This is a genomic window from Steroidobacter agaridevorans (assembly GCF_009932555.1).
Taxonomy (GTDB): Bacteria; Pseudomonadota; Gammaproteobacteria; order Steroidobacterales; family Steroidobacteraceae; genus Steroidobacter; species Steroidobacter agaridevorans.
Genome location: NZ_BLJO01000002.1, coordinates 477,940 through 496,517 on the forward strand (window position 1 = coordinate 477,940; position 18,578 = coordinate 496,517).

Here is an 18,578-nt window from a genome sequence, read left to right on the forward strand (position 1 = left end):
TGATGCTTTGTACCGCGAGCACGGTGGAGTGGATGTTGTTCGTGCGCGCCGGCAGGCGAATAACCTCCGGCGAATGTCCCGCAGTAGCTGCGCTGCTGCCACTACTGGTGCGGCCGGCTTCCTTGCCAAACCTCTTTCGCGAACGTTGGAGGATCAGCACTGATGCCGCCAGGCGTCGCCGGCTAAGCATGCTCGACCTCAGCTGGTCACGGCAATTCTTTGTGTGCTCTCTGCGTCGAAAAAATGCAGGCGTTCGGGCATCACCTGCAAGGTGATCGTGGAGCCTAACGGCGGCAGGTGATATGGCGACGATCTGACGATGATTCGCCACGCGCCGGCGCTCGCATGGATGAACGATTCGTTGCCAACGGTCTCAATCAAATCGACCAGCACCGACAAGCGAATATTGTTCGGCGGACTCGCGCCATCGACACGCTGCAAATCCTCCGGCCGAATGCCGACGACAATGCTCTTCCCCGCCGGCAGCCCGGGAGGAACGGCGAGCTCGGCGCCCTCGCCGCTCAACACCGTCCCGCCGCTATTCAACGAACCTCGGAAGAAGTTCATCGCGGGATTGCCGAGGAAGCCGGCAACGAACAAATTCACGGGCCGCTCGTAAATATTCATCGGCGTGTCGATCTGCTGCACGATGCCTCGATCGAGCACCACGATGCGCTGGCCCAGCGTCATGGCCTCGACCTGATCGTGTGTCACATACACCATCGTCGTCTGCAACGAGCGATGCAGCCTCGCAATCTCCGTCCGCATCGCCGAGCGCAATTTCGCATCGAGATTCGACAACGGCTCGTCCAATAGAAACACTTTTGGATGCCGCACCAACGCACGCCCCAGCGCGACACGTTGCCGCTGACCGCCGGACAGCTGCTTGGGCAATCGATCGAGCATGGATTCCAGCTCGAGCCGGTCGGCCGCGTCCTTGACCCGCTCCGCGACCTCAGCTTCCGAATGGCCCCGCAGCTTCAGGCCGAATCCGAGGTTCTCGCGCACGGTCATATGCGGATACAGGGCATAGCTCTGAAACACCATGGCGATGTCCCGATCGCGGGGTTCCAGAGACGTAACGTCGACATCGCCGATATGAATGCTGCCGTCGGTCGCCTCTTCCAGCCCGGCGATCAGTCGCAGCAGCGTGCTCTTGCCGCAGCCGGAGGGGCCGACCAGCACGAGGAGCTCGCCATCGGCGATATCGAACGAGGCGCTGTCGACGCCGACATGGCCGTTGCTGTAAACCTTACGTACGGCTTTTAGTTTTACTGCTGCCACGCCCGCCCGCGCTCCTCTAGACTAGTGCGATGACCAAGCCTGCTCCCATTCTCTTTCCCAAAGACTTCCTTTGGGGCTGCGCCACTTCGGCGTATCAGATCGAAGGCTCGCCGCTGGCCGACGGCGCAGGCCCTAGTGTGTGGCACCGCTTCTCGCACACGCCCGGGCGCGTGCAGGACGGCGACACGGCCGATGTTACCTGCGATCACTATCGGCGTTGGGAAAGCGACGTCGATCTGATGCACTCGCTGGGCTTGAACTCCTACCGCTTCAGCATCGCCTGGGGCCGAGTGCTGCCCGAGGGCACCGGGCGCATCAACGCGGCCGGCCTGGACTTTTACGAGCGGCTGGTCGACAGACTCCTGTCGCGTGGCATTCAACCCATGGTGACGTTGTTTCATTGGGACCTGCCAGCGGCATTGGACGATCGCGGCGGCTGGCTGAATCGTGACATCGCGCAGTGGTTCGCCGAATACGCCGACGTGATGTTTCGACGGCTCGACGATCGGGTCAACTACTGGACCACGTTGAACGAGCCCTGGGTGGTGGCCGATGGCGGCTACATGCACGGGGTGTTGGCGCCGGGTCATCGCAACATCTTCGAAGCGCCGCGGGCTGCCCATCATCTCATGATGGCGCATGGCGCGGCGGTCCAGGCCTATCGCGCGACGGGGCGCAACAAGATCGGCCTGGTCGTGAACATCGAGCCCAAGTATGCAGCGTCGCAATCCGATGCGGACTGTGCAGCGACGCGGCGTGCCGAAGCCTACATGAACCGGCAATATCTCGAGCCCGCCCTGCTCGGCTCGTATCCCGAAGAGCTGCACGAAGTGTTCGGCGAAGCGTGGCCGCAGTGGCCTGCCGCCGATCTCAGATTGATCAAGCAGCCGCTCGATTACATCGGCGTGAACTACTACACCCGCGCCGTGGTTCGCTCCGATCCCACGTCGTGGCCGTTGAAGGCGACGACGGTGAAACAAAAGCAGCACACGCACATGGAAACCGGCTGGGAGGTGTATCCCCAAGGTCTGGTCGATACGTTGCTGTGGATCAAGGACCAGTACGGCAATCCACCGGTCTACATCACCGAGAACGGCGCTTGTTTCTTCGATCCGCCGCAGGTCGAAGGGCCGGTGCTGGAAGATCCGTTGCGAGTCGACTATCTGCGCAAGCACATCACCGCCGTCCACACCGCCATGCAACGCGGGGCGGACATACGCGGTTACTTCGCGTGGTCGCTGTTCGATAACTTCGAATGGGCGTTTGGCTTTTCCAAGCGTTTCGGGATCGTGCACATGAATTACGAGACGCTGAAGCGCACGCTCAAGAGCAGCGCGCACTTCTACTCGAAGGTGATTGCCAGCAACGGCGCGGCGCTGACGGAGTAGTTCCCTCATCGGGGGAAGACGATGGTGAACGGCAGCTCGTTGACGCGCAGGTCGGTGCCCAGCCAGCGTCCGAAGCCCTTTTGAATCGAATGATTCTTGGGCGGCGCCTCGCCCGGCCATGAAACCGCGATGCCGCCGACGGGCATTTGTTTCAGCGGCTCGATGTGCAGCGTGCCCTTGCCGTCTTCGATTTTCAGCGAGTAGCTGAGCGGGCCGAACGGCGTGCGCAGGTTGCGCACCTCGAAACCTTCCTTCCTGGTCCAGGCTTCCGGCACGCCCGCCATCAGCACCAGGGTCTCATCAGCCTGGCGCTCGTACGCAAACATATCCAGCAAAGAGCGCCCGTAGTCGGATGCAACCCAGCCGTGCGGCATGTCGCCAATGAAGCGGCTCTTGCGCGGCTCGCGGCCGACGACCTCGGCCCACTGATTCCATTCGACGGGGCGCCGATCGTTCATGAAGAACTCGATCAAGTCCTCGCCTCGATCGCGCCAGCGCAGACGAATGAACGCACCCAGATTGCGCCACTCGTACGGCGTGTAGGCGTCCCAGGTGGTGTCGGTTTTACGCTCGACAAAGTGCTGCCAGTAGCGCTCGAAGGTGGCCTGCAGCTCGTTCGGCGGCAGCATCTGGGTCTCACCCACCGGCGCCAGGGCAATCGTGGTCGAGGTCGCGTCGAAATCGCCGAGCTCCGCCGCGCCCGGCAGATAGTCGATCTTGTGGGTGCGCATGGCGATGTTCAGCGAGCGATACAGATCGGAACGGAACTGATCGCGCGACTCGATGAACGCATACATCTGCTTCTTTTCTTTCAGCGCGCGGGCAATGCGGATCGAGACCTCGTAGCCGCCCAAGGCCCAGAAGTTATCCCAGTACGAGTGCATGGGCTTGGCCGAATAGCCTTCGTGACTGATGGACGCCGGCATCAGCCCGTAAAACACCGCGCGATCGCCCTGCTGGTTTTCTGGCGTGCGCTCCGAAAGGCGCAGCTTGTCCATGTACTCGACGGCTTTGACGACGGCGGGCCACATGGAACGCAACAGTTGCTCGTCGCCCGTGTAGCGGTAGATCTCATCGATCAGAAACAGGAATTCGCCGCCGCTGTCGTTCTCGGGCACCGGATCGGCGCCGCGACGATCCACACAGCACGGCACCTTGCCGTTCGCGAATTGATAAGGCGCGAACCAGGCGAGGAATTCCTTCGCGACGTCCTCATGCCCCATGCGCAGGAGCATTTCGGAGGTCATCGCGCCGTCGCGGATCCACGAACGCTCGTACGAACGCGAGCCCGGCTGAATCGCAGGACCGTCCCGGTTGATGAGCACGTGGGCCAGGGAGGTTCGAAGCGTGTCGTATAACTTCTGATCCGCTTTCGGCAGGATCAGCTCGACGCGATTCAACTTGTCGCGCCACTGCTGCTCGACTTCCGCCTTGGTCATCGGCGCTTGTGAGCTCGTCGCGAGCTGCTGCTGCCGCTCCCCGATGCTGCCCTCGCCTCGCGGGGCGCCCGCATGCTGCGGCAGGTCCAGAATGATCTCCTGGCTCTCGCCCGCCGCCAGATCCAGCGTGTACAGCAACGCACCCGACGCGAACCCGCTCTCATCCGTGATCTTCGTCGGGCCACTCGGAGCCGCAAGCCATTCGCACGGCGTGTCCGCCGCCAGCGTCACCGCACGGAACGATTGAGGCGGCGTTCGCGGGAGCACGCTTGCGATTCTATCGACGCTCACCGCACCGTTCTCGAAAGCCAGCTCTTGAATGGGACTGACGCCACCGGCGGTATTCAGAAACTGCGCCGGCGGATTCACTTGAAACGGCCGCACCGTCAATGCAAGCGTGTACTGGCGACGGCTCTTGGTCGGGTTGCGAACCGTGTAGACCGCCTCGGTGCGGCCCTTTCCTGGCTCGCCGACGCTATAGGCGGTCGTCGTCACCATCACGTCGGAATGTTTCCATTCCACCGACGGAATGGGCAGATAGTTGTCAGCCAACGAATGCCGGATCGACATGTCGGCCCAGGTGAGCCACTTGTCACGCACGCGGACAAATGGCTCGATGGAGAAGCTGCCCTTGCGAACTTCCAGCGCACCGTCCTCGGACAGCATGCTCTCTTCGGTGTCGCCGTCGACACCGATGATGGTCCAATACGTTTGCTCGTTCGAATACGCACGCGGATAACAGCCACGCCGCGCATCCTTCGCTAGCGATTCGATAAACGCATTCGGCGACGCGCCGAATTGCAGATCGCGAACGTGCAGCTCGGAGATGCCGACGGCGCGGCCGGGCTTCGGCATGGTCAGGCGAATGAATCGGGCTTCCGACTCCGGCAGCAAATGCGAGTCACGGCCGCCGTTGCCCGCTTCGATGGTGCGGACCTTGTTCCAGGCCTTGCCGTCGCTCGACAGCTCGATGGTGTAACGCTGGGCGTACAGCTGCGGCGTCCAATCGATCTCGAGGCCGCCGAACTCCTGCACTGCCTGCAGATCGAGCTGTAACGTCTGGTCGTTGCCGCTCGCATCGCTTTGCCAGGCTGTTCGCGCCTGCCCATCGAGGACCCGCGCGGCCACGTTGCTGCCCTCTTGCGATGAGGCGGTCACGGTGGGCTTGGGGATCTGGGAAGGCTTCTGCACCGGCTTGAGCGCCAGCCGGTCGAACCACAAACTGCCTTTGCCACCGTCCTGGCCGGCGGCGACGACGAACTCCATTCCAGCAAATGATTTGAGCGTGCGATCGTTCGTGGGGCCCCAGGCAAACTCGATCTGCCGACGCTTGATGCGGATCTGCTGCCAGTCGCCGGTCACCTGAAAATTGGGGCGCCGGAACCACCAGACGTTATCGCCCGACGCATCGACGAACTTCACCTCGAAATGATTGCGCCCCGCCTCGCCGCGCATCCAGAACGAGATCTCATAGTCCTGCGGCAACTGGACCGGCAACTTACGCGTCGCGGCGGCATAGCCGGCGGTGTTGTTGAGATTGAACTCCAGCACCAGAGCGTTGCCCTGGACACCCTTCGCGTTGTGCACGGAGGCGTCGACGCCATCGGAGGCCAATGCTTGCCACTCAGCCGCGTTCTCCATCTCGTCGAGATACCGAACCTGCAGCTGCGGCGCCTGCTCCGCCGCCCATGCGAGCGCCGGCAACAACAGCAGCAATGCCCAACGTAGCGCCTTCATCCCTTCACGCTCCCCGCCAGGATGCCGGCGATGTAATACCGCTGCAGGGCCAGGAACAGCGCGAGCACCGGCAATACCGTGATCACCGAGCCTGCCATCATCAATTCATTATCCTGCACGTGTTCCCGAGACAGCCCGGCCAGCGCGACCGGCAGTGTGTGCAGCTTCTGATCGGTCAGCACGATCAGCGGCCACATGAAATCGTTCCAGGTCGCGAGAAAGGTGAGAATCGCGAGCGTCACCAGGATCGGCTGCAGTAACGGCACGACCAGCGACCAGAAGATCCTGCCCTCGCTCGCGCCGTCGATTCTCGCTGCCTCGAGCAACTCATCGGGTAGCGACAACGCATACTGACGGATGAGAAAGATGCCGAACACGCTGGCAAGCGACGGCACGATCACGCCGCCGTAAGTGCTGATCAGTCCCATCTCCTTCACGAGCGCAAACAGCGGAATCATCGTGACTTGCGCCGGGATCACCAGCGCGCCGAGCAATGTCTGAAAGATCCGCTCGCGCCCTTTGAACCTCAGCTTGGCGAACGCGTAGCCCGCCATCGTGTTGAGCACCAGGGCGATCAAGGTCGCGAGGCTCGCCACGATGGCACTGTTCAACATGTAGCGACCGGCATTGTGATTGGCGAACAGCTCTCGATAGTTGTCCAGCGTCGGCGCCGCCGGAAACAACGGCGGCGGATAGGTGCTCGCGGCGCCCGTGGGCATGAACGAGACCGAGAGCATCCACAACAATGGAAATGCGGTCAGCACCGCGCCGATGACGAGCAGCAGATTGACGATGATCGCCGGTCCTCTGCGTTTCATCGATCACCCCGCTGCCGCCCGAGGCGCAACTGAAACGCGGTGACGAGGAACATCAGTACAAACAACAGGAACGCGACTGCCGAGGCGCGGCCCAGGCTCCACCATTTGAAGCCCTCTTCGTACATGAAGTACAGCACGCTCAACGTGCTCTGCAGCGGCCCGCCTTCGGTCATCACATAGGGCTCGGCGAACAGCTGGAAATAGCCCGTCATGGTCAAGATGCTGACCAGCAACAGCACCGGTGCGATGCCGGGGATCGTGATGTGGCGAAACACCTGCCAGCCCGAAGCGCCATCGATTCGCGCTGCCTCGTAAAGATCTTCCGGAATGTTCTGCAGCGCCGCCAGCAGGATGATCATGTTGTAACCAAAGTTCTTCCACACCGCCAGGATGACGATGGCCGGCATGGCCCAGTGCGGATCGCCCATCCAGTCGATCGGATCGATGCCCAGGCCGCTGAGGCTGTAGTTCAAGAATCCATAGCGGGTGTGAAAGATGTAGCGCCAGACGACGGCCACCGCCACCAGCGTGGTCACGACCGGTGCGAAGTAGACGGTGCGAAAGAAGCTGCGGAATCGGCCCAGCTTGGAATTCACCAGCAACGCCGCACCGAGCGACGCCCCGATCGACAGCGGCACGCCGAGCACGACGAAGTACAACGTATTCCACAGCGACTTCCAGAACAGCGGGTCCTGCAACAACGTCGCATAGTTGTGAAAGCCGATGAATCGCAGATTGCGCCAGTCGCTGAGCGCATACAGATCGAAATCTGTCAGGCTCATCAGCAGCGCGCCGATCACGGGCACGAAGAAGAACACGCCCAGCACGATCAGCGCCGGCCCGACGAACCACCATGCCGCCATCGAACGCTTCATCGCCCCTCCCGCAAGAGAGGCGGCGGCTGCATCGCACGCCGCACGACGGAACCTTGGACGCCGGCTGCGTAATTCATGTGGCACCCGGCAGCGTATTGCGCTCTAGCATCCACCGTCGCTTCGCGAGGATCTCGTCGGTCTTGCGATCCAATGCGACGACCGCTTCATCAATCGTCTGCACACGCTGCACGACTCGCTCGCCGGCGAGGCGCATCTCCGTGGCGATGCGTTCCCACTCCGGCACTTTCGGCGGCGAGCGCACTCGATCCAACTGCTCGAGAAATGCGCGAGCGTAAGGCGATTCGACGAGCGCAGGCATTTGCCACGAACTGCGCCGCGACGGCATGTCACCCGTGAGATCGTAGAATCGCTGCTGTGTCGATGGCCGCGACAAATACTCGGCCAGGAGCCACGCCTCCGGTTTCGCTTGCGATGTCTTGAACACAACCAGACTGGAACCGCCGGCACTGGAAAGACCTGGCCCGTCGGGCCCCGGCATGGTCGCCGTCATCCACTCGTTCTGCACCGCCGGCGGCAGTCGTCGCTTGAACTCCGCGATATTCCACGGCCCCGAGATATAGAACGAAAAGAAGCCACGCCCGAACTCATCCCACACATTCGAGATCTGGGTGTTCGTCATGCGCGGCGCCCAGCCGCGATCGAACAGGCTGGCGTAGAAGGAAAGTGCCTTCCGAAAATCCTCGCTACGAAAATTGCCATAGCGGCCGTCCTCACGCAGCAACTCTGCCGGCAACTGCAGCCCGAGCACCAACAGCGGCTCAAATTCATTGACGGGCAGCAGCACCGAGTAGCGATCCGGCCCGACCAACTGCTTGATCGCGCCGAGCATCTCGCTCCACTGATCCCACGTTTGGGGCGGCTCGTTGAAGCCGGCCTGGCGCAGCAAGTCGCGACGGTAGTAGAGCAATCGCGTGTCGACGTACCAGGGAATGCCAAACAAAGTCTCATCGATCCGGTTCGATGCCAGGATGCCGTCGAAATAATCATCGAGCTGCACTTCCTTGGAAGCCGCGACGTAACCGTCCAGCGGCTCCAATGCATCGAGCGCCGCGAACTCCGGAATCCAGGTGTTACCGAGCTGACAAAGATCCGGCAGCGTGTCGCCGGCATACGCAGTGAGCAACTTCTCGTGCGCGACGGTGAACGGCATCTTTTGGACGTTCACGCGGATCTCCGGATGCTCCTGCTCGAATCCGCGAATCAGCTCTCCAGCGATGTCACCTTCGCGCCCCGCGCCCCAGAACGTGAGCTCCTTCTTGTCGCTCGCACGACCGCACCCGGCAAGCGCCAATGCAGCGCCAGAGAGCGCGGCGATCGCCTCTCGACGATTCATCCCTGCGGCGAATGGCATCGAAGCCATAAGGGCGGCTCAAGAGCTGGGTTGCGATGGTGCGGGCTTATCGAGCCAGCCGCCCGTGAAGCCTGCCCGCTGCAGTCCCCGGCGGATGTGCGGATTGTTCTGCATGACGCTCCAGATCAAGCCGCTGCGATAATTCTCGATCATGGCGACGATGGGCCCCTGGTCGATGCCGAGGTAGTCATCCGCGATCCAGCCGATCCCTTCGACGATCCGGCCGTGACGCAGCGGCACGTCGGTGAACGTGAAGCTCGGGTTCACCGAATCCAGGAAGCCATACTTCTGATACAGATGCTCGCCGAAGCGCGCGCGGAACGCACGAATCGCCGGGATCGCGATCTCCGGTGCGAAGGCAATCGAAGCGACGGACGCGGTCGGCGCGATCGTGCCATCGTCGAGGATATGAATGGAGGCGGTGCTGCGAGCCGCATACGTGAAGAAGCCGCGCTCTTCGTTGTTATAGATCTGCACCGTATCGGCCGGACCATCGCACGCAGTCAGGCCCCAGATTTCGCTGTCGTACCCACGCCAGCGCATCGGGTTCTGCCGCGCATACTCGCGTTGTGCGTACGAAGCACGCCGGCTGTTCTCGAAGTAGTCGTACCCTTTTTCGCGATTCCACGCATCCATGATGCCGCGGAAGTCGATCCACACGTGCGAGTACTGGTGGCCGAAGTGCGGGCCGAACGAAAGGAATTCCTGGCCGCTGAACTTGCCGTACGTGTCTTTGTACGTGCGCATCCATTCGGTCCACGCTTCGGGCTCGATCGGGTGCGTGGGCGAGCCGAGCGCGAGGATGTACATCAACATGCCTTCGTTGTAGCCCCGCCAATCGAAGCGCAGGAAGCCGCTCTCCGGACGCCAGCCATGCGAAAGAATCGGCGGCCGGTTCTGGGCCCATTGCCAGTCGACCCGCGAATAGATCTTCTCGGCCAGCTCGCGAATCTCACGCTCGGATCTGCTGTCCTGATCGAAATAGCTTTGCGACAGCAGCACTCCGCCGAGCAGCAGCGCGGTATCGACGGTCGACAGCTCCGACGTGCCGAAGCGCTGGCCGTTGTGCATGTGGACGAAATGGTAGAAGAAGCCCTTGTAGCCGCCCATGCCGGTCTCATCAGGCCCTTGTGGCATCGACTCGAGGAATCGCAACGTACGCAACGTGCGTAGACGCGCTTGCGAGCGCGATACGAAGCCCCGCTCCGCTCCGATCACGTAAGCCGTGAGCGCAAAGCCCACCGCCGCCGTGCTTGCGAACGAGGGCGATGGGAAGCGATCAGGCGCGAGCCCGTTTTGCTTGTTGGTCGTGTCCCAGAAGAAGCGGAACGTGCGGCGCTGCAGATTGTTGATGACCGGATCGCCATCGCGCTCCGGATCGAACACTCTGGAGCGCTCCACCACGACTCCCGGCACCTTGGATCTGGCTTTTGGCTCCGCCGCGCCGGCGACGCCTACGAACAGCGCCGCCGCGAGGAGCCAGAGAAGCCGTGGCCAAGTGAAGGAATCATGCAGCCTCATCGTGTACGAATGCCATAGTGTTCCTGGTTGGAGACTAGAAACTATACGACATTCCGACCTGGAATCGGCGACCTGGCTCGATCAGTTGGGTCGGTTTGCCGAAGGCCTCGTTGGGCGCACCGCCGAACGGGATGTTGCCGTTGTACGAACGCGGGTCGTAATTCTCGTAGTCGAATACGTTGAAGACCTCGCCGACGATGCTCAAAGCCTGCGAGCGGCCGAATTCGAAGCTCTTTTCCAGGCGGAAATCCAGGCTGCGATAGCCCCACGCGTCCGGAATGATGAAGGAGTGCTTCTCCGGGCGGCCCGTGTAATAGCGATACTGGATCTCGCCGGGGCCGGTGCCCTGGGATTGATCCGTGATCGTGTAGCCCGTGCCCGAGCCCAAGGTCAGCGTCGAGGACAACTTCATGTCCCAGGGCAGGGCCATGATGCCGGTCATCACGATGCGATGCCGCTCATCGCCGCTGGTGGGATGCCGGGGATAATCGGAGACCAGCGGGTAGTCGAGACTGAACAGATCGCCGCCCGTTTCCTCCGCCTCGCTGTAGGTGTACGCGAACGTCATGCCCCACGGCGACGCTTCGCTGTACGCCTTTTCCAGGGTCACATACACGCCGTTGTACCAGGTCTGTTTGGCGTCGCTGGACACCAGAATGTTGCCGAAGCTGCCGCTCACCGGCGCACAGCAGCCTTCATCCGGCAGCGGACCGATCAAACCATCGGGATTGCGATTGCCGAAGATGTATGTGAAGCCGTGACGGCTGCGGTTGCGAGCGAACGTGAGCGATGCGAGCCAGTCGTCGCCGAAGCGCTGACGCACGCCGAGGCTGGCTTGAATGGTCTCCGGAATGCGCGTCTCGCTGTCGATCAGAAAGATCTCCGGATTCGGCGCGACGCCCGAGGCGATCAACTGATTCAAGCCCTCGACGCTGAGATACGCATCGTTCCACACGATCGTCGGCTGACCGTTGCGCGGCAGCCCGTCCTGCGAGAACTGGAACTTGCGCACGCCCCACTGCAAGCGGAAACGCTCGTCGAGAATCTCGTTGTAGAGCACGCGATCGAAGTAGCGGCCCACGCCGCCGAAGAGCACCGTGCGATTGTCGTCGAACATGTCGAACGAGAAGCCGAGGCGCGGCTGGATCAGATCGGTCGGGCTGTCGCGGTCGTTGCCATCGGTGAAGTAACGCTCCGGCACGTACTGCGAAGCCGCTGCGCGAATCGCGTCCGGCGTCACATAGTCCTTGCCGAGCAGATCCGTGTCGTAGTCCCAGCGCACGCCGAGATTCAATGTCAGCTTGGGCGTGACCGCCCAGTCGTCCTGAATGTACAGACCGTACTGCGTCGTCTCGCCCGACAGATCCGGGTTGCCGGTGCCGTACTCGGCTTCGGCGGGGAACGAGAAATTGCCGATCTCCGGACGGAACCGGAAGATCGGATTGGACACCTGGAACTTCTGCACCTCGTAGTCGACCTGGCTGATGCGCAAGCCGGTCTTCACCGAGTGGCCGCCCAGCCACTCGAACTCGGTGAAGGTCAGGTCGTCCTTGAAGGTGAACACTTCCTGGCCGATGCTTTGCTTGGTCGCGCCGCCGCCGATGCGAATGATGCCGACATACTCGCGGCCGATCAGATCGTAGTTGATCGGCGTCGGATGCCATTCGTACTTCATGTACAGCAGCGTCGCTTCATTGGTGAAGCTTTCGGCGTCGAAAGTGTGGCCGAACTTCACGGTGCGCACTTCGTTCTGAATGTCGTTCGCGGCCTCGTAACTGTTCTGTCCCTCGAAATCCTTGATGTCCGACTCATCGCGCAGACTGAACGACAGATCCATCGTCTGGTTGTACGTCGGCTGGTAGTCGATCTTGCCGAAGAACAGATCCTCGCGGAACGGCTGCACGAACGAGCCTTCATACTGCCCGAAGATCGGCTCGGCGGCGGGATTGCCCAGCGTCACGCGCTCGGCGCGATCCTGATCGTTGCCTTCATAAGCGACGAAGAAGTGCATCTTGTCCTGGATGATGGGACCGCCGAACGACAGGCCGTATTGTTTGCGCTCGTACTGCGCCTTGGGCTCGCCGGGGCGCGCGAAGTCATCGCTCGCGACCAGGCTCTTGTCCTGGTAATAAATGAACGTTTCGCCATGAAACTCGTTGGTGCCCGACTTCGTTTTCGCCGTGATGATGGCGCTCGACGCCTGCTCGTACTCGGCCTTGAAGTTCTGCGTGATCACGCGGAACTCCTGCACGGCATTCTGCGGGAAGGGATTGCCGCGGCTCGCATCCTGACCGACGATGCCGCCGTTGATCACCTGGTTCTTGTAACTCACGCCATCGATATAAACGTTCACGGCGTTCGCGGTGAGCGCGCCCGCCTGGAATGTTTTCTCCGTGTCGCGATCGTTGATGCGCACACCGGGCGCAAGCGCCGCGAAATTGAGGAAGTTGCGATTGCCCTGCGGCAGCGACTCGATTTGTTCGACGCTGATGTTGGTGGCGACTTCCGAGGTGCGCATGTCGACGAGCCGCTCGGCAGTCACGACCACTTCGTCGGTGAGCGCTGGGGCTTCGGCCATCGCGTTCAAATCCAGATCGATCACTTGACCGATCGACACGCGCACGGCGCGCGCGGTGGGTTGAAAACCCTCGCCTTGAATCTTGAGCTGATACGTGCCGGGCACCAGGCCGATCAATGCGTACGAGCCGTTGTCCTGCGTCGTCGCCTGCTTGGTGAAGCCGGTCTCGGAATTCGTGGCAATCACCTGCACGCCCGCGGGCACGGGGTTGCCATTTGCCAACACTCGGCCGCGCACGACCGCACTCGTGACCTGCGCCTCGACGATGCTCGGCGTGATCGCCGAGCCCGCGACAATCACAGAGAGGCCCAGGGCCCGCAGAATCCCCCATCGCAACGTCTTCATGGCTGTCCCGTCCCTTTTGTCAGGAATGTTCTGCAACGAATCTGCGCCGAAAGAGTTCCGACGTGTTGTCGGAGTACAACTTTAGACAGAAAGGCGAACGGGAAAAAGCTTCAATCGAGCTGATCGCGCGCACGCTCGCGCACGATGAACAGCACCACGCAGGTGATCAGCAAGGCGAGCGCGGCATACGAAGAAACCGCAATAGGTGTGCCGAAGCGTTGTAACAGTGCGGTAGACACCATCGGCGCGATGCCACCGCCGACTATACCGGCCAATGTATAGGCGAGCGATGCGCCGGCGTAGCGCACGCGCGTAGGAAACTGTTCAGCTATGAAGGCCGCCTGTGGCCCATACATCATCGCGTGCACAGTGAGCGCGACGACGATCGCGAGCACGATGAGCGCCGGCTGTTTGGTCTCGAGCAGCGGAAAGAACGCGAACATCCAGATCAGTCCGAGCACGGCGCCGACGCCATACACCACGCGTCGACCCAAGCGATCCGACAATCCACCGAACCATGGAATCGTGAACGCATTAGCGACGCCACCTAGCGACAGTGCCGTCAGCGCGAGCGTGCGTGACAGACCCAGAACAGTTGTTAAGTAGCTCAGCGAGAACGCCACGGACAGGGAGTACAACACGTCCGGGCCGATGCGCACGCCGCCGCCCACGATCAAACTACGCCAGTGCCCACGCACGACCTCGCTGATCGGCGCATGCGCTTTGGAGTGCTGCTGTTCGATCTGCTTGAACAACGGCGTCTCATCCACGCCCACCCGAATCCACATACCGAACGCTACCAGTGCGACGCTCGCGAAGAACGGTATACGCCAGCCCCATGCGATGAACTCATCCGGCGACAGCAGCCAGGTAATCAATGCGATCGAGCCAGTCGCCAACAATGTTCCAAGCGATGGCCCCATCTGCGCCCACGAAGCATTGCGACCCCGTCGCAGCGGATCGCCGTGCTCGACACTCAGCAATACCGCGCCCGCCCACTCGCCGCCCAACGCCGCGCCCTGAATGAATCGCAGCACGACCAACATGATGGGACTGGCGATGCCCGCGCTCGTATAAGTCGGCAACAGGCCCATCAGCCCGGTCGTCACGCCCATCAGCAGCAACGTCGCGACGAGTACGAAGCGCCGGCCATAACGATCGCCAAGGTGACCGAAGATCACCCCACCGACCGGGCGCGACAGGTAACCGACTGCGAACGTCGAGAACGCGAGCAACGTACCGGAGAGCGGATCGAATGAAGGAAAGAACAGCTTGTTGAAGACGAGCGCGGCCAGCATGTTATAGACCGCGAAATCGTAATACTCGAGCGTCGTGCCAACGATGCTCGCGGTCGCCAACCGGCCTGCGGCCGGCCGCTCAGCCAAAGCCGCCGCCTCCAGGCGTCTGGATCGCGAACACATCGTCCGGTTCCAGTTGCGCCGTATGCGTGGCGCCAAAGTGTTCGACTGATCCATCGGCGCGTTCGATCCAGTTCTTGCCGACCTGCGCGGGCTGGCCGCCATTCACGCCAAACGGCGCGATGACGCGATGATTGGCGAGGATGTTCGCCGTCATCGGTTTCAGAAAGCGCACACGACGCTCGACACCGTTGCCGCCTTTGTGCCGACCTGCGCCGCCCGAGCCCCGCCTGATGCTGAACGCGTCCAGCCGCACCGGGAAGCGCCATTCCAGCACTTCCGGATCGGTGAGCCGCGAGTTCGTCATGTGAGTTTGAACCGCATCCGTGCCATCGAACTGCGGCCCGGCTCCGGAGCCGCCGGCGATGGTTTCGTAGTACTGGTGCTGACCGTCGCCGAAGGTGAAGTTGTTCATCGTGCCCTGGCTTGCGGCGAGCACGCCCAGCGCGCCATACAAGCAATCGGTGACGACCTGCGAGGTCTCGACATTTCCGGCAACGACGGCGGCGGGTGCTTGCGGATTCAGCATGGAGCGCGGCGGCACGACGATGTTCAGCGGCTTCAAACAGCCGGCGTTCATCGGAATCTCGTCATCCACCAAGGTTCGGAATACATACAACACGGCCGCCCGCGTGACTGACACCGGGGCATTGAAGTTATTCGCTTGTTGGGCGCTCGTGCCGGTGAAGTCGATGCTGGCTGAACGCGATCGAGCATCGATATTGATGGATACTTTGACGCTGGCGCCGTTGTCCATTGGGTACGTGAACTCGCCGTCGTGAAGCGCGTCGATGACTCTTCGGACGGCCTCCTCGGCGTTGTTCTGCACGTGCTGCATGTAGGCCTGAACGACCGGCAGGCTGAAATGCGCGACCATCGTTTCGAGCTCGGCTGCACCTTTTTGACAGGCGGCCACCTGGGCGCGCAGGTCGGCGAGGTTCTGTTCGACGTTGCGGGCGGGATACTTGCCTGCCGTTAGCAGATTGCGGATTTCGGGTTCGAGAAATACGCCGTTCGCGACGAGCTGCACGTTATCGAGCAGCACGCCCTCCTCCTCGATGTGCGTCGAGTTCGCGGGCATCGAACCCGGCGTCGAACCGCCAATGTCGGCGTGGTGGCCTCTGGCGGCGACGAAGAACGTGGGCTGTTTCGAGTCGCCGATGAAGACTGGCATCACGACGGTGACGTCGGGTAGATGCGTGCCGCCCGCATAGGGGGCATTCAGGACGAAGACGTCGCCGGGTCGCATCGTGGTCGTTCGTCGTCGCAGGATCTCTTGAACGGATTCGCCCATCGAGCCCAGGTGCACGGGCATGTGCGGAGCGTTCGCGATCAGGTGACCGGCGTCGTCGAAGAGCGCGCAGGAGAAGTCCAGGCGCTCTTTGATGTTCACGGAGGTTGCCGTGTTGGCGAGCGTTACACCCATCTGCTCGGCGATCGCCATGAAGAGGTTGTTGAAGACCTCGAGCAGGATCGGGTCGGCTTGCGTGCCGATCGCGTGCTCCCGACGCAGCGGTTGCACTCTGCGCAACGTCAGATGATTCAGCGGTGTGACTTCGGCCTGCCAGCCGGGCTCGATCACGATGGTCGTGTTTCTTTCGCGGATCACGGCTGGGCCGGGGAGCTTCGCGCCCGGCAGCAGTGAGGTGCGTTCGAAGAACGGCGTTGGATGCCAGGAGTTCTCGAAATAGACGGCCCGAGAGTCGATCGGCGTGGGTCGTGTCGCCGCCGACGCCGAGTTGTTTGCTCGCGCGGGCGACTGATGCGATGCGCCGATCGCCTCGACGCTGATGGATTCGATGACCAGCGCGCGGCCGGACATCAAGAAGCCATAGCGCTGCCGATATTCGTCGTAGAAGCGTGCAGCCAGCTGTGAACTCGGCCCCGGTTTGGTTTCCTCAGCAGCGTTATTTTTTTCATCTTGCGCCGCTGGCCCGGAACGGAGGGGCTGCGCCGTCGCGGCATTCGACATCGTGCCTGCCGCATCGGTGCCCGCGGGCGAGCTAGGCTGAGCTGTGCTGAATGCGGCATCGGGTCCTGGCGACAGCAGCAGCGTGCTGTCCGTGCCTGCGTATTTGATCGCCAGTTTGCGCTCGACGCGAATGCGTTCGAGCGGCACGCCCTGCGTTAGCAGGGTCTCGCGGGCGGCAGATTCCAGCGTGGCGAATGCGGCCTGCAGGTCGGCGAGTACGTCATCGCGCAACTCCGCTTCGACCGCTTGCTGTTTCATCGACGTCACATCGGCAAGTCCGATGCCATACGCGGACAAGACGCCCGCTAGCGGATGGATGTAAACCGTCTGCATTCCCAACGCGTCAGCCACCAAGCAAGCATGCTGCCCGGCGGCCCCGCCGAAGCACACGAGCGTGTACTCAGTGACATCGTGGCCCCGCTGAACGGAGATCTTCTTGATGGCATTGGCCATGTTCTCGACGGCAACTCGAATGCAGCCGGCCGCGATGCTCTCCGCCGTATGCGCCGCCGCGTGCGGCGTTTCTCTTGTCGTCGCCGCTTCAGCAGCCACGCCGGCATTCCCTTCGCTCGCACGCCCAATCGGCCCACTCGACCCTTCAACGGTTTCCGCAACCTGAGCTGCTAGCGCCTGGAACTTCACGTTCACCACAGCCGCATCGAGTGATTGATCGCCCTCCGGTCCGAACACCGCCGGGAAGAACTCCGGCTGAATCCTCCCCAAGAACACATTCGCATCCGTCACCGTCAGCGGCCCGCCGCGACGATATGCCGCAGGCCCGGGCTCCGCGCCCGCCGACTCCGGTCCAACCCTCAATCTCACACCATCGAACCGACAAATCGATCCACCACCTGCCGCGACGGTATGAATCTGCATGATCGGCGCTCGCAGCCGCACGCCGGCGACTTCCGTATCGAATGCACGCTCATATTCACCGGCGTAATGAGCAACATCCGTCGACGTGCCGCCCATGTCGAAGCCGATGATCTTCTCGAACCCCGCCTCGCTCGCCGCGCGAACGGCGCCGACGATGCCTCCCGCCGGCCCCGACAAAATCGCGTCCTTTCCTTGAAACTGGTGCGCATCCGTCAGCCCACCCGACGACTGCATGAACTGCAATCGCACGCCCGGCAACTGCGACGCCACCTGTTCCACATATCGCCGCAAGACCGGCGACAAATATGCATCGACAACCGTCGTATCGCCGCGCGAGACCAGCTTCATCAGCGGGCTGACTTCATGCGACACCGACACTTGTGAGAATCCGATCCGCCGCGCGAGCTCACCGAGCTGCCGCTCATGGTCGGGATAGCGATAACCATGCATCAACACGATCGCGCAGCTGCGCACACCGCGAGCGAAGACCTCCCGCAGTGAGGTCTCAGCAGCCGCCCGATCCAACGAATGAATGACGCTGCCATCGGCCCCAACGCGCTCGTCGATCTCGACGACTTCTTCATAGAGCAACGACGGCAACTCGATGTGCCGAACGAAAAGCTTGGGGCGGTGTTGATAAGCAATGCGAAGCGCATCGGCAAAGCCGCGCGTGATGAGCAACACCGTGCGATCGCCCTTGCGCTCCAAGAGCGCATTGGTCGCCACCGTCGTGCCCATCTTCACGGCATCGATGCGCTCGGAAGGAATCGGCGCATCGGCAGCGAGTTGCAGCAACTCGCGAATCCCCTGAACCGCAGCGTCGCGATAACGTTGCGGATTTTCGGAGAGCAGTTTGAGTGTGACCAGCTCGCCGTCAGGACGGCGGCCGATCACATCCGTGAACGTGCCGCCACGATCGATCCAGAACTGCCAGCGTTCCTTCGCGGGGCTCAAA

10 protein-coding genes are annotated in these 18,578 nt (G+C 62.0%); 1 reads left to right on the forward strand and 9 read right to left on the reverse strand.

The window, feature by feature from the left end:
- Nucleotides 1–198: 198 nt before the first annotated feature.
- Nucleotides 199–1,284 (reverse strand): ABC transporter ATP-binding protein, encoded by a 1,086-nt coding sequence (locus GYH35_RS08950; protein WP_161828207.1) that lies wholly within the window; start codon nt 1,282–1,284, stop codon nt 199–201.
- Nucleotides 1,285–1,313: 29 nt separating this feature from the next.
- Between GYH35_RS08950 and GYH35_RS08955 the strand changes: the two genes are divergently transcribed.
- Nucleotides 1,314–2,672, forward strand: coding sequence for a GH1 family beta-glucosidase (locus tag GYH35_RS08955; protein WP_161814910.1), 1,359 nt, complete (start codon nt 1,314–1,316; stop codon nt 2,670–2,672).
- Between the two features lie 5 nt (nt 2,673–2,677).
- Here the strand turns inward: GYH35_RS08955 and GYH35_RS08960 are convergent, their stop codons facing one another.
- The 8 genes from GYH35_RS08960 to GYH35_RS08995 all read right to left on the reverse strand — a co-directional run bounded on the left by GYH35_RS08960 (nt 2,678) and on the right by GYH35_RS08995 (nt 18,577).
- Complete coding sequence (locus GYH35_RS08960) at nt 2,678–5,848, reverse strand: discoidin domain-containing protein (protein WP_161828208.1); 3,171 nt, start codon at nt 5,846–5,848, stop codon at nt 2,678–2,680.
- Nucleotides 5,845–6,666 (reverse strand): carbohydrate ABC transporter permease, encoded by an 822-nt coding sequence (locus GYH35_RS08965; protein WP_161814908.1) that lies wholly within the window; start codon nt 6,664–6,666, stop codon nt 5,845–5,847. The genes GYH35_RS08960 and GYH35_RS08965 overlap by 4 nt, the downstream gene beginning before the upstream one ends.
- On the reverse strand, nt 6,663–7,541 hold the full coding sequence (locus GYH35_RS08970; RefSeq protein ID WP_161814907.1) for a carbohydrate ABC transporter permease: 879 nt from the start codon (nt 7,539–7,541) through the stop codon (nt 6,663–6,665). Before GYH35_RS08970 ends, GYH35_RS08965 begins: the two co-directional genes overlap by 4 nt.
- A gap of 73 nt (nt 7,542–7,614) precedes the next feature.
- Complete coding sequence (locus GYH35_RS08975; protein ID WP_407700203.1) at nt 7,615–8,913, reverse strand: sugar ABC transporter substrate-binding protein; 1,299 nt, start codon at nt 8,911–8,913, stop codon at nt 7,615–7,617.
- A gap of 18 nt (nt 8,914–8,931) precedes the next feature.
- Nucleotides 8,932–10,314: a glucoamylase family protein gene (locus tag GYH35_RS08980; RefSeq protein WP_202624180.1), complete on the reverse strand. Its 1,383-nt coding sequence runs from the start codon at nt 10,312–10,314 to the stop codon at nt 8,932–8,934.
- A 154-nt stretch (nt 10,315–10,468) separates the two neighbouring features.
- Nucleotides 10,469–13,357, reverse strand: coding sequence for a TonB-dependent receptor (locus GYH35_RS08985; RefSeq protein WP_161814905.1), 2,889 nt, complete (start codon nt 13,355–13,357; stop codon nt 10,469–10,471).
- A 110-nt stretch (nt 13,358–13,467) separates the two neighbouring features.
- Complete coding sequence (locus GYH35_RS08990; protein WP_161828209.1) at nt 13,468–14,778, reverse strand: MFS transporter; 1,311 nt, start codon at nt 14,776–14,778, stop codon at nt 13,468–13,470.
- Nucleotides 14,735–18,577 carry a hydantoinase B/oxoprolinase family protein gene (locus tag GYH35_RS08995; protein WP_202624182.1) on the reverse strand — a complete coding sequence of 1,281 codons (3,843 nt, stop codon included), beginning with the start codon at nt 18,575–18,577 and terminating at the stop codon, nt 14,735–14,737. Before GYH35_RS08995 ends, GYH35_RS08990 begins: the two co-directional genes overlap by 44 nt.
- Nucleotide 18,578: the final 1 nt, after the last annotated feature.

Bases quoted from the DNA above. Each gene is read 5' to 3' on its own strand.
- GYH35_RS08975 (WP_407700203.1), bottom strand. From the start codon at position 8,913: ATGCCATTCGCCGCAGGGATGAATCGTCGAGAGGCGATCGCCGCGCTC.
- GYH35_RS08955 (WP_161814910.1), top strand. From the start codon at position 1,314: ATGACCAAGCCTGCTCCCATTCTCTTTCCCAAAGACTTCCTTTGGGGC.
- GYH35_RS08970 (WP_161814907.1), bottom strand. From the start codon at position 7,541: ATGAAGCGTTCGATGGCGGCATGGTGGTTCGTCGGGCCGGCGCTGATC.
- GYH35_RS08990 (WP_161828209.1), bottom strand. From the start codon at position 14,778: ATGTGTTCGCGATCCAGACGCCTGGAGGCGGCGGCTTTGGCTGAGCGG.
- GYH35_RS08960 (WP_161828208.1), bottom strand. From the start codon at position 5,848: ATGAAGGCGCTACGTTGGGCATTGCTGCTGTTGTTGCCGGCGCTCGCA.
- GYH35_RS08985 (WP_161814905.1), bottom strand. From the start codon at position 13,357: ATGAAGACGTTGCGATGGGGGATTCTGCGGGCCCTGGGCCTCTCTGTG.
- GYH35_RS08965 (WP_161814908.1), bottom strand. From the start codon at position 6,666: ATGAAACGCAGAGGACCGGCGATCATCGTCAATCTGCTGCTCGTCATC.